This window comes from Microvirga yunnanensis (assembly GCF_025460875.1).
Map to the genome: position 1 here is coordinate 1 of NZ_JAMXFI010000201.1, position 10519 is coordinate 10519.

Sequence of the window (10519 nt, forward strand, 5' to 3'; positions counted from 1 at the left end):
AGCATGTTCGAGATGAACAAGCACTTCGCTCAGCATCTTTCCTGAGCGGACGCAACAACAGGCCCACCCCGCCAGCGTGCCGGCGGGGTGGGTGTCGCTTCAGCCATCCGGTTACAGCTAACGGCTAGACCGCCTCCTTAAGCTCCTTCGTGGGCCGGAAGGCGATCTTCTTGGAGGCCTTGATCTTGATGGGCTCGCCAGTCTGCGGATTGCGGCCCGTGCGAGCGGCGCGCTTGCGCACCTGGAGGATGCCGAGGCCGCTCAGGCGGATCTTGTCGCCCTTCTTCAAGCTCTTGGCGATCATCTCGATGACCTGGGTCAGGATTTCATTGGCTTGGCGCTTGGGAAGCTCGTGCACTTCCGACAACTGCTCGGCGATGTGGCGCAGGGTGAGGATCGCGCCAGCCGAGGTGCCAGTGGATTTCTTTGCACCCTTGCGGGCTGCTTTGGCTGACGTCTTCGGTGCTGCGGCCTTCGTAGACCTCTTGGCTCCGGCGTCGGCAGTTCTGGCCGTCTTAGTCGGTTCTGCTTGCGATGCGGCCGCTTTGCGGGCCGGCGCCTTCTTGGCTGTCGTCTTGGTTGCAGCTTTCGCCATGGGTGAGATCCTTCTGATGCGCGGGCAATCTGTCAGTCAGTCGATGGGCAAAGGGTTTGCCACCCAAGATTGAAAACACCAGAAGGCCGCAGCCTCAATAACCATGACGGAACGAATTCACAGGATCTCGGGGCAGCACAGGATCCTATGACTGATGGCGCAAGTGGGCCTGAGACTTAGCTTGCCAACTTGACGAGCGGCGGCTCCCGCAGCATGTAGCCGCGGCCCCAGACCGTCTCGATGTAGTCCCTGCCCCCTGAAGCCTCGGCGAGCTTCCTGCGCAGCTTGCAGATGAACACGTCGATGATCTTGATCTCCGGTTCATCCATCCCGCTATACAGATGATTGAGGAGCATCTCTTTGGTCAGCGTGTTCCCCTGGCGCTGAGCCAGAAACGCCAGGATCTTGTACTCCGTGCCCGTCAGGTTCACCCGGCGGCCTGCGATCTCAGCCTGTTGAACTCGGGGGTTGATCGTCAGATCGCCGCATTGAAGGACGGCCTCGGTCTGATCAGACGAGCGGCGGATGATGGCCTGCATGCGGGCGATGAGTTCATCCTTATGAAATGGCTTTGTGAGGTAATCATCGGCGCCGTAGCCGAGGCCTCTGACCTTGTTCTGGATGCCGTCCAGGCCTGAGAGGATCAGGACAGGCGTGCTCACCTTGGCAAGCCGCAGCTGTTGCAGGACATCATAGCCTGACATGTCCGGGAGATTGAGATCGAGCAGGATGATGTCGTAATCGGGGAGCCGGCCGAGATCGATGCCGTGCTCGCCCAGATCGGCGACGGAGATCTGGACATTGAGGCGCTGGAGCATGAGTTCAATGCTTTGAGCGACAGAGATGTCATCCTCGATCAGCAGCACCCGCATCTCACCACCTCCCAGAAACCTCGGACAATGTGAGGGAAGTATGCTCAACGAGGAGTTAACGCCGGAGGCACGGTGACGCTTTCACGGCGCTGACCTTGTTCCGAGTGCAGGGAGACTTAGCCCGATAAGTAATTTCGCTAGGCGTAATTTCGACAAGAAGTTCTTAGCAGGCGCTGGTCGTGGACCTGACCGGGAGGATTTTCTCTTCTCGATGGTTCGTCGTTAGGAGCCGGTCTGCTGCCTCTCTGGTGAAGCGCCAACGGAGGCAGCGCTTGGCAGTGGAACTTCGTTTTGGGTGAAGTAGGTATTGATCAGGGCCACAACCTTTCGGCCCAGCGCCCGATCATCCTCGGGGCTCTCTGTGTCGAGGATCTCAAGCCGGCTCTGGAAATCGGGGTCGCAAATGAGAATGGCCGAATTCTGCTCGTCGCCGTCTTGCTGGCTGTCCAGGAACCAGCCCTCGTCCAGGTTCGGGTAGTCAACAACGAGACCCGCATTCAGGCTCTCGACAAGATATCTCGCCAGACGATCGTTGATCCGTGTGCCATCGTCTTCGCCGAAGATGAGCCGGGGCTCGCCCTGAGGATCCCGGATGACGTGCTGCCGCTCTCGTCCAGGGCGGGCGAGGAACAGGGTCCATTGTGACGACGGGCTCATGGGCTACTTCTTGTCCCAAGATTATTGGGGACAGCTTACGCTGGCGCCATGACACATAGCACTTCTGCCTTCGGATCAGTATCGCCGTCCGAGCATCCAGTCGCCGACCTCATCAAGGGCATCAAAGGCGCGGTTGGTCAGGCGGCGCGGACCAGCCAGCAGCCCCTCCTCCCGCTCCACATTATCAGGCAGCGGACGGGGTGGCATCGCCTCACGGTATCCTCCGAATTCGCCAGCCGGCCCGTCGATAGCCCAGTCCCGCTGAGCCACGGCAGGCGGCGAGCTCGCTGGCGGCGCCGAGTGCCTGTCATTCCTCGCCTCGGCTGAGCGCCGGTTCTCAGGCGGCAGGATGTCCTCGACTCGGCTCAGGGCCACAGACTGCGACTGGGGCAGAGCAACCCTGTAGCCGAGCTCCTGGGCGACACCCTGCAGGCTCCGGCCCGCCGCCCGGCCCGCTTCCAGGCCATGGCAGATGCTAAAGTACAGGGCATGGAAGTTGGCGTTCTGGCGGATGGTCTCACGGCTCTCCTTCGTGGCGAACGGCGCGAGATAGAACGCCATGGTACGTCCGTTCTTCTCGGCCACAATCGCCGGCTTGGTTCGCGAGCAGTACACATACCCGTTCTCCTCACTGAGTTCCCTGCGTCCGCTTGAGCTGGCATGGAAGGTTTTCACCCGGGTCTGCATGAGTGTGCCCTCCCCTGTCCTGGTCAGAGGAGAAGCCGACAGGATGGCGAACTCGTCGCAGCCATCAGGGCGGCAGAGGCCGCGGATGATGTCCGCACGATCATAGGTCTGGGCGAGGGCTGGGGGCGCGAGCACGAAGGCAAGGGCAACAAGAGGTCTGAGCATTGGTGGCCTTGGGCGAGCTGATGGTTAACGAAGCGTCACCTCCGACGTCGCGTACGAATGTGACGATTTCAGGCCGGTCCGCCCATGGTATCTGGCGGCGATAGCCGCGACGCCCCTTCGGCCGCGAAGGGATGCAAGACGTCCGGAAGTCCTGCCGTGGGCTTGGATCAGTCCGAGCGTTTTTGTCCCGATGAGGACCCGAGCATCAGGAGCGTCTTTCATATCAGGCGATCTGAGCGGCCTTGGCCTGCTCGCGACCGCCGTCGTCAGGGGCTGTGTCGCAGATTCCGTGTGCGGGCGGGGATGGCGTACCCCGGCAATGGGCGCCGAGCCTGTCGTTGTTCTCGCCTGCCTGCGAAAACCTGCCGCAAAGTTCTGCAAAACGTGGACCTGTGCGTTCCTCTCCTGCGTAACAGGATTTCGAACTTCTCAGTCGCTTTCTCTTTCCTGTCCACCCGAACGGATCAGACCACGTGAAAGACCTTCTCAAAAAACTCTTTGGACTTGGGCTCTCTAAAGATGCCATCATCGCTCCCCACGGTGCGATCCTCATGCTCGGGGAGGACCGCCGGGGCGTTCCTCACGGCACGACCCGAAACGCCAATACCCTCCTCCTCGGAGCCAGCTCGCGCCAGCGGGTGGAAAGGGTGATCGTCCCGACCCTTCTGCGGGGCACATCGGCGAGCTACATCGTCGACGACCCGACCGGAGAGGTTTACGACCTCACCGCTGCTACCCGGGCCAAACTGGGACCCGTCTCACGCATTCGGTGGCACAATGGGAGCTCCTACAATCCACTCGCTGACATCAATCTGGGCACCGATCCGGAAACTCGCTCCCGTCGCCTGCGCAATGTCGCGGAAACGTTCATCACCCAATGGGCAGAACGATACGATCGGATTCCAGAGATCAAAATGAACGATGGCAACGACACCATCGAGCAGGAAGCGATCTCCGCTCTTTGGGGCCTGCTGGAGCTCGCCACCGCTCAGGTCGCGAACGGCGGACTGCGTCTGGCCGAGCCGACCTTGATGGGGCTGTGCACGGTCCTCATCGAGCACCGTCTTGACGATCAAGCTGCTGATTATGTTGCCGCCGCCGACAACTCCGGGAGCCCGAGAGCACTGTTCGAGTTGCGCGCCTACGCGGCTCTTTCCGATGAGCGCCGTCGGGTAATTCATGACGCGATCGTGCAACGGCTGGTGCCCTTTCATACTCCCGAGACGTCCTGGGCTTGCGGCGATCCGCGCGGCCAGTGGGCGGCCCACCGAAACATCAGTACCTCTGAGGGGGTCGAGATCAGCGGCCCGGCAACCGTTTATGTGTGCTGCCCGACCCGACACGGCCAGCATGCCGCGGCCTACAATCTCCTGACACGTCTTCTGTGGCAGCAGATCATTGACGAAGCGATCCACGGCCGCAGCGACCAGGCGACCGACAAGCCACAGCGGTCAGCCGTGTTCATCTTCACAAACACCGATCAGGCCGAGCCAATCTCGGGAATGACAGCGCTAACCGCAGCCGCCAAGAAGACGGATCTTTCAATCCTCGTTTCCGCTGACGATGCGGCGTCTCTTGACCGGCTCTATGGACCAGCCAACGCTGAAGCTCTCAAGGCCGCGATGGACCTGGAACTCGACTTCGATCCAGCCGCCACCCGATTCGTGGTCAAAGGACCTGACAAGCCGATCCTGCGGCCATCCCAGGCAATGGGATCCTTCCTCCTGCCCGCCCCCAGAGATCTTTAGAGTACCGCGCCAGAGATTTCCGCATCTGACCTCTCTGGCGCAGTCTGCAACAAGGCTTCTGGCACCTGAAGGCATTTTCCCCATGGTGCTTACCAAGCTGAGATCCCACAACTCGCCTCTATCCGCTGGGAGGGTGCGGCTGAGCAAAATAGGTCGTGGGGACCATGCGCGCCGACGAAGAGGGTAAGAGACGATAATGGCGACTGGCACTGTGAAATGGTTCAACGAGACGAAGGGTTATGGATTCATCCAGCCCGGCAATGGCGGCAAGGACGCCCTGGAGAGACAGGCTGGCTCTCTTTGCGTTGGTTCTGCTCCGGGGGATTGCTGATGGTTTGAGGTACCAAGCCCTCAGCGGCCAACCTCGCAAGGCATTCACCAAAAAGAATAATTGCTCAGCTTAGGATCGTTTGGTTAAAAGCCGGGCGATGAACCAGACCGAGACCCATCCTGCTCATTATCTGGCGCTGCACCTGTGCAATCTGCTTGCACTGGCCTGTGCCGTTGGACTTCTGGCTATGGCGTTCAACGCTGTCCGTATGTGAGCCACCAGTGAAGGTCATGAAGCAGCGCCCTGACATGTACGCCGAGGCCCAAGCTCCTGATCCATTTGGCCTTCCATTCGCGCGCTCGATCGAATGGGCTGGCCTGATCGGCGGCCTTGCCCTCTTTGGATGGGCCCTGATGATCGCGACGCAGTAGATGGCCGCCAAACCGTCACAATCCCAAGCAAGTTTGTCGCTTCGGCTTCGCCCGGTGTCATCTCGCAATGATCCCGCTCCCGAGGCCGCGGCACCGGTCAGCACTCTGGTTTCCTGAGTCGATGCGAGCGGCCTTTGCAGGAGATCTCGCTGGCCGGTGCCACTCTTTAAGCAGACGGGCAGATAGATGGGGCGGGCAGAGGGACTCGACCCCCACAGCTTGCGCCGCTGGAACCTAAATCCAGTGCGTCTCCCAATTCCGCCACGCCCGCAGGTGGTGGGCTTGGAGGAACTTGAACCCCCAACCAGACCGTTAGGAGCGGCCGGTTCTCACCATTGAGCTATAGGCTCCACGAGATCCTCCTACCTGGACTTCACCAGGATGAGAATCGTGCGGACGGCGGGGATCGAACCCGCACGGGCAAGCCCGAGGGATTTTAAGTCCCTTGCGTCTACCAGTTTCGCCACGTCCGCGCAGGCTCTCTGTAGGATCTGCCGTGGCATGGATCAACTGCAGGGGGATGGCTTCATGCGACCTATAATGCTCGCCGTCTCTATTCGCTGTTCTCGACAGCCTCGATAGCAGCGGTTCCAACCGCTTCCAGGATTTGGTTCTGCGTCTCCGGATCGATACTGACCCACCACTCACGGAAGCCTTGCCGCGTCTCCAACTCGGCAAGGACCGCGTCGGCAACCCTTCGCGTCTGATCCATCTCCTGTCTCCATGTAGGCTCGTTCAGACATAGCCGGCCTCAAAGCGTAGCCGCATGTCCGCCAGCCTCAACGGCCGGCGGGGTGTGGTGAAACGGACCGAAATAGTCCAAACAGGACCTAAGGCTCAGCATCCGGTGCAGATCCCACGTGTGATGTTTTTCGTCTTCTGATCCCAAGCACGTTGCCGTGCCTCGTCCCTTTCGCGGGCAGCTTTGACGAGAGCATCCGTTCCTTCGGCTGTGTCGACCTTAGAGGTCGATGCAGTCGGTGTCTGCCGCAGGGGCTTTCTCTCTTTGGCGTAGGTTATCTGAGGCATAGCCACCAATCCAAGGGTGATGGCAATTGTCAAAGCGCGCATGCATAAACTCCTCGTGGAGCTCAGAGACTGCCCTATTCTCCAGATAGGGCGAGAACTATAAATAACCGCTACGGAGACACTACAGGAAGTGGCGCTTCTATGCCGAGCGCCTGATCCAGCAAGCCATAGACATCCTCGATGCAATCGACGGGGATGCAGACCCGGGGGACAACGGCGACCTTGAGCCCAACGGGTGCGAGGAGCCCTTGATCAACCTTGTGGAACCGTGGTTCCGGCCGGCCCCGCGATCAGGCGGGCCGCCGCATGACATGCAGCCTCATCCGCCCTCGTGAAGCCTGGATAAACGCCCTCGCCCTCTTCATGGCAATCCGCGCCCTCGAGGCACAAGAGAACCCGCCCAAGGACGAACTGAAGGCCATGCGGATCCTGCTGCGGGAAGGCTACCCAACTCATGCAGCCACCAGCAATGCCATGGCTCAATAAAGACAGCAGGGGCAACGACCTCTTTACTCCCTGGTACTATACGGGAGCCATGCTGCAACACCCCGCGTTGCAACTCCAGATGAGACCCCGTTCGGCTCTACCCCGAGCGGGGTTTCTTGTGTGAGTGCCCTACATGATCCGCATGGACATTCGCGCTGCTCTCCTTCTCGTTTTCACTCGATGCCTTTTTGCAGGCCCCGGGAACCCCTTCCCGCACTCGGGGCGAGAGCCGGCGAGGAAAGAGGCTGGCCGCTAGGTCATGGAGACCTATGAGCAGATGCTGCGCTTCTACAGTCGAAGCTAATCGTCGAGGAGTCGCTCCCTCCAGGGATCAGGTGCGAATGGTTGCCTCTGTCCATAGAGGCCCCGGCCTAGAGCCGCCAGCCTCAAGTTTCCTCGTTCGGTGGCGGCTTACCCGCCTCAGCGTCTAACCTCCTGCGCAGTTGGGCGTCGCGGGCCTGTGCGAGCCCATCCCAGTGCTCGGCAATCCCAAGAAGCTTCTCGCGCTGGAGGCCCACAGGCAGCTGCCGGGCGAGCTTGCGGCATTCCGCGGCGTGGAGCCGGTACTCTGCGACCGATATCATGAGCAATCAGACACCTGGTGAAAGCAGGGCCATATGGGGAGCAAGAGGCGAGTAGCAATAGCTGAGCGCGTTTCACCTCATATCCGTGTGAGAAAGCGCCCTCACCGAGGGGTCTTGCCGACCTCCGGCTGAGAGCGCCTGAGGCCCTGGCCAAGGGGAGTCGTGAACCCTCAGCCAGGGCGCATGCGGAGGACGAAACAACCCCGCCTCTTTCGGGCTGATACGCAACACGCCTGGCTCAGGTATCTTGAAGCACCCAGGGTAAATTTTCCGTAGCAGCAAGCGCGTTCCCGACGGCGCTGTTGCATGGATGGCCTGCCTTCTGGTGGGGCTCGGTGCCATCGCAGGCGGGTGGTACGGCGCCCATATCGGGCGGATCCTGCCATCTACGATTGTTCGGGCCGGGACGCTGTTGCTGGCCGCCGGCACCACGATCGTGTTCTTCATGCGGGCCTATGTTTGATACCGCTCCCTCTCTTGAGAGCGGGTGGCCTGAGGCCTGCCCGCACGGGCGGCGTCCTTGCGGACCTGCCGATCCGCGTAGATGTCCTCGATCAAGCGCTTGAGCCAGGTCGTTGCGGGGTCGGTTGCCGTCTGCCTGTGCGCGATCAAGGAGATCGGCATCGAGGGAAGGGCAACAGGCGCCTCGATCAGACTGATCCCGCTGTTCTCATCGAGCAGCAAGTCAATGCTGTCGGCACAATGAGTGATCAGATCGGATCGCCGGAGAACCCAAGGGATCACCCGGTAATTCGGGATCGTGGCCGCGACCTCCCTTTGAAGTCCCATCCCCGGAGCGTCGTGTCGACCAAGCCTTCCGACAGACCGTCGGCGGATATCTGGAGATGCGTGGCCGCCAGGTACCTCTCAAGGGTCAAGGGCTGGCAAAGCAGTTCCCGGACAAGCTGTCAAACACAGTGCGCAGGACATGGCGGAACGGCAGATCGCTCCGAGGCTTCAGGAACGGGCGTCCGCGCACGGCGAATCAGCCGTAGGATAGATTGGTTTCGTGCGCATTGAGCCTGCCCAAGCCAGCATCCATCCTTGAAACAGCCACGCCGGGCAGTCGACGGGCGACCAATGCGACGCTAGTCTCGTGACAATGCTTACCCTGTTTCCCGCCCATGAATAGTCGTGCCGCAGGAGCTCTCGGTGCCTGGCTCGCGCTGACGATCATCGCAGCGGTCGCCGTCGCGTCCGTCAACTTCGTCCGCGTCGGCGATGGCTTCGAGGGAGAGGCGCGCACCCTGCACCGTGTAGTCTCACAACGGGCAGATCAGCATGACGCGCACCTGACGAGCCTTGCCGCCGTGCTGGCCAGCCCCGACCGCTCGATCATGACCTTGGGCGCTCTTGCCGAGGCCATCCTGCGCTTCTATCCCCGGATCACCGCCATCGATGTCCTCAGTGTCGGGCCTGCTCCAGAGCTGGTGTTCACCACCCGCAGGGGGCAGCCCGGGCCTCCCGGAATGAGCGAGTTTGCGGCGACCGCCGCCAAGCTCTCCGCTGGACAAGCGGTCGTAATGGCCGAGCCGAACGGCGTCGAAGCCTATCACCTGGTCAAACGCCTCCCTGAGACGACGGCTCAGGCTGGTGTTCTGGTCATGACAGTCGATGCACGGCGGTTGATGGAGCCCGAGGGCGACCTGCCGGCGGGGACCAACCTTGTCCTGCGCGACCCATCGGGGCGCTATCTCGCGCAGGCGGAAGAGCCAATTTCATCCGGTGGGCTCCTCCCGAACCTCGTCTTTGAAAAAACACTCGGCAGCCGGAGCCAGCCACTCCTCCTGCGGGTGGCCCGGCAGCCCGGACTCGGCGAACTCCTGCCGCCCCTGGCTGTTGCGCTTGTGACGGCCATCACCGGGATTGGGGTGCTTCTCGCAGGTTTCGTGCTGCGCGAGCGCCGGTCGGCCCGCGAGGCGCGCGAGCGGGCGAGCTTTCACGAACACCAGGCCAAGCTCGCGCATGCCATGCGGGTCAACACCCTAGGCGAGATGGCTTCCGGCATCGCCCACGAGCTCACCCAGCCCCTGACCGCCATCCTCAGCCGCAGCCAGGCGGGCCTTCGCCTCGCCCGTTCCCCCTCCCCCGACTGGGGTGAAATCATCGGCGTGCTCGACGCGAACGTTCGCCTCGCCAAGCGGGTCGGCGACATCCTTGCGCGCTTGCGCGCCTACGTGTCGAACAGCGGGCCCGCCCCCGAACCCACGAGCGTCAACCGCCTGATCAGCAACGTTGCGGAGCTGATGCAGGGCGATCTGGAGCGCCGCGGCATCGCTCTGGAACTCGGTCTTGACCCGAGCGACCCTGTCTGCGTGGTCGACCGAGTGTCTGTCGAGCAGGTCGTGCATAATCTCGTGCGCAACGCCGCAGACGCCGTCGAGGCCCTGCCGCAGGAGCGGCGGACGGTAAGCGTCACAACAACCGCTGACAGGGACGCGGCCGCGATTGTGGTCCGGGATTTGGGTCCCGGGATCCCTGCCGTGGACCTGCCGCGCCTGTTTGAGCCGTTCTTCACCACCAAGCCCGATGGCATGGGCCTCGGCCTTTCGCTTTGCGAGCGTATCGTCGAGGGCTTCGGCGGGCAGATCATGGCGGCGAGTGCGCCGGAGGGTGGTGCCGTGTTCACGATCCGCCTGCCACTGCTCGGCGGCCGTTGGAAGGAGGCTGCTGAGTGAATCTGCCCCGCACCGTGTTCCTCATCGACGATGATGATGACGTTCGCGACGCGCTCCGGATGCTCCTGCGAGCAGCTGGGTTTGCGGTCGAGGCCTTTCCAAGCGCCCTCGCCTTTCTGGAGCGGCGAGACCAGAAGGCGGAAGGATGCATCGTCGTCGACGTGCGGATGCCCGGCCTCTCAGGCCTTCAACTCCTGGAGCGGCTCGCTACCGAGGGCGAGCGCATGCCGGTGGTGGTGATCACCGGCCATGGGGACGTCAATGCCTGCCGGCGCGCCTTCAAGGGCGGCGCCGTCGACTTCCTGACAAAACCGGT

Annotated in this window: 14 protein-coding genes, 2 tRNA genes and 1 pseudogene; 8 read left to right on the forward strand and 9 right to left on the reverse strand. The window is 61.9% G+C overall.

Annotated features, from left to right (window positions below; genetic code table 11):
* Positions 1–124: 124 nt before the first annotated feature.
* The 4 genes from NF876_RS43295 to NF876_RS42815 all read right to left on the reverse strand — a co-directional run bounded on the left by NF876_RS43295 (position 125) and on the right by NF876_RS42815 (position 2976).
* A complete protein-coding gene (locus NF876_RS43295; RefSeq protein WP_315974880.1) occupies positions 125–595 on the reverse strand; it encodes an HU family DNA-binding protein in 471 nt (156 codons plus the stop codon).
* Between the two features lie 176 nt (positions 596–771).
* Positions 772–1467, reverse strand: a complete 696-nt coding sequence (locus NF876_RS42805) for a response regulator transcription factor (protein WP_262265906.1) — start codon at positions 1465–1467, stop codon at positions 772–774.
* A gap of 222 nt (positions 1468–1689) precedes the next feature.
* A complete protein-coding gene (locus tag NF876_RS42810; protein ID WP_210804802.1) occupies positions 1690–2124 on the reverse strand; it encodes a hypothetical protein in 435 nt (144 codons plus the stop codon).
* Positions 2125–2199: 75 nt separating this feature from the next.
* The gene (locus tag NF876_RS42815; protein ID WP_262265907.1) at positions 2200–2976 is read right to left on the reverse strand and encodes a hypothetical protein; all 777 of its coding nucleotides are present in this window, start codon (positions 2974–2976) and stop codon (positions 2200–2202) included.
* Positions 2977–3449: 473 nt separating this feature from the next.
* Between NF876_RS42815 and NF876_RS42820 the strand changes: the two genes are divergently transcribed.
* From NF876_RS42820 to NF876_RS42830, 3 genes and pseudogenes are all read left to right on the forward strand, one after another.
* Positions 3450–4724 (forward strand): type IV secretory system conjugative DNA transfer family protein, encoded by a 1275-nt coding sequence (locus tag NF876_RS42820; RefSeq protein ID WP_262273691.1) that lies wholly within the window; start codon positions 3450–3452, stop codon positions 4722–4724.
* Positions 4725–4920: 196 nt separating this feature from the next.
* Positions 4921–4998 (forward strand): annotated as a pseudogene (locus tag NF876_RS42825) (cold-shock protein); the annotation flags it as partial.
* A gap of 287 nt (positions 4999–5285) precedes the next feature.
* The gene (locus tag NF876_RS42830; protein ID WP_262265909.1) at positions 5286–5426 is read left to right on the forward strand and encodes a hypothetical protein; all 141 of its coding nucleotides are present in this window, start codon (positions 5286–5288) and stop codon (positions 5424–5426) included.
* 187 nt (positions 5427–5613) lie between these two features.
* Here NF876_RS42830 and NF876_RS42835 read toward each other — a convergent pair.
* The 4 genes from NF876_RS42835 to NF876_RS42850 all read right to left on the reverse strand — a co-directional run bounded on the left by NF876_RS42835 (position 5614) and on the right by NF876_RS42850 (position 6497).
* A tRNA-Leu gene (locus NF876_RS42835) sits at positions 5614–5697 on the reverse strand.
* Positions 5698–5817: 120 nt separating this feature from the next.
* Positions 5818–5899 (reverse strand) — tRNA-Leu (locus NF876_RS42840).
* Between the two features lie 80 nt (positions 5900–5979).
* Positions 5980–6138: a hypothetical protein gene (locus tag NF876_RS42845; protein WP_262265910.1), complete on the reverse strand. Its 159-nt coding sequence runs from the start codon at positions 6136–6138 to the stop codon at positions 5980–5982.
* Positions 6139–6263: 125 nt separating this feature from the next.
* Positions 6264–6497 carry a hypothetical protein gene (locus NF876_RS42850; protein WP_262273692.1) on the reverse strand — a complete coding sequence of 78 codons (234 nt, stop codon included), beginning with the start codon at positions 6495–6497 and terminating at the stop codon, positions 6264–6266.
* A gap of 264 nt (positions 6498–6761) precedes the next feature.
* Between NF876_RS42850 and NF876_RS42855 the strand changes: the two genes are divergently transcribed.
* Complete coding sequence (locus NF876_RS42855; protein WP_262265911.1) at positions 6762–6941, forward strand: hypothetical protein; 180 nt, start codon at positions 6762–6764, stop codon at positions 6939–6941.
* A 386-nt stretch (positions 6942–7327) separates the two neighbouring features.
* Here NF876_RS42855 and NF876_RS42860 read toward each other — a convergent pair whose 3' ends face one another.
* Positions 7328–7525 carry a hypothetical protein gene (locus NF876_RS42860; protein ID WP_262265912.1) on the reverse strand — a complete coding sequence of 66 codons (198 nt, stop codon included), beginning with the start codon at positions 7523–7525 and terminating at the stop codon, positions 7328–7330.
* Positions 7526–7835: 310 nt separating this feature from the next.
* Here NF876_RS42860 and NF876_RS42865 point away from each other — a divergent pair, with 310 nt between their 5' ends.
* The 4 genes from NF876_RS42865 to NF876_RS42880 all read left to right on the forward strand — a co-directional run.
* Positions 7836–7988 carry a hypothetical protein gene (locus tag NF876_RS42865; RefSeq protein WP_262265913.1) on the forward strand — a complete coding sequence of 51 codons (153 nt, stop codon included), beginning with the start codon at positions 7836–7838 and terminating at the stop codon, positions 7986–7988.
* An 81-nt stretch (positions 7989–8069) separates the two neighbouring features.
* Complete coding sequence (locus tag NF876_RS42870; protein WP_262265914.1) at positions 8070–8231, forward strand: hypothetical protein; 162 nt, start codon at positions 8070–8072, stop codon at positions 8229–8231.
* Positions 8232–8649: 418 nt separating this feature from the next.
* Positions 8650–10203 (forward strand): sensor histidine kinase, encoded by a 1554-nt coding sequence (locus NF876_RS42875; RefSeq protein ID WP_262265915.1) that lies wholly within the window; start codon positions 8650–8652, stop codon positions 10201–10203.
* A partial coding sequence (locus NF876_RS42880) for a response regulator transcription factor (protein WP_262273693.1) occupies positions 10200–10519 on the forward strand: 320 nt, incomplete at its 3' end. The genes NF876_RS42875 and NF876_RS42880, both read left to right, overlap by 4 nt.

Bases quoted from the DNA above. Each gene is read 5' to 3' on its own strand.
- NF876_RS43295 (WP_315974880.1), bottom strand. From the start codon at position 595: ATGGCGAAAGCTGCAACCAAGACGACAGCCAAGAAGGCGCCGGCCCGC.
- NF876_RS42805 (WP_262265906.1), bottom strand. From the start codon at position 1,467: ATGCGGGTGCTGCTGATCGAGGATGACATCTCTGTCGCTCAAAGCATT.
- NF876_RS42810 (WP_210804802.1), bottom strand. From the start codon at position 2,124: ATGAGCCCGTCGTCACAATGGACCCTGTTCCTCGCCCGCCCTGGACGA.
- NF876_RS42815 (WP_262265907.1), bottom strand. From the start codon at position 2,976: ATGCTCAGACCTCTTGTTGCCCTTGCCTTCGTGCTCGCGCCCCCAGCC.
- NF876_RS42830 (WP_262265909.1), top strand. From the start codon at position 5,286: ATGAAGCAGCGCCCTGACATGTACGCCGAGGCCCAAGCTCCTGATCCA.
- NF876_RS42845 (WP_262265910.1), bottom strand. From the start codon at position 6,138: ATGGATCAGACGCGAAGGGTTGCCGACGCGGTCCTTGCCGAGTTGGAG.
- NF876_RS42850 (WP_262273692.1), bottom strand. From the start codon at position 6,497: ATGCGCGCTTTGACAATTGCCATCACCCTTGGATTGGTGGCTATGCCT.
- NF876_RS42855 (WP_262265911.1), top strand. From the start codon at position 6,762: ATGACATGCAGCCTCATCCGCCCTCGTGAAGCCTGGATAAACGCCCTC.
- NF876_RS42860 (WP_262265912.1), bottom strand. From the start codon at position 7,525: ATGATATCGGTCGCAGAGTACCGGCTCCACGCCGCGGAATGCCGCAAG.
- NF876_RS42865 (WP_262265913.1), top strand. From the start codon at position 7,836: ATGGCCTGCCTTCTGGTGGGGCTCGGTGCCATCGCAGGCGGGTGGTAC.
- NF876_RS42870 (WP_262265914.1), top strand. From the start codon at position 8,070: ATGTCCTCGATCAAGCGCTTGAGCCAGGTCGTTGCGGGGTCGGTTGCC.
- NF876_RS42875 (WP_262265915.1), top strand. From the start codon at position 8,650: ATGAATAGTCGTGCCGCAGGAGCTCTCGGTGCCTGGCTCGCGCTGACG.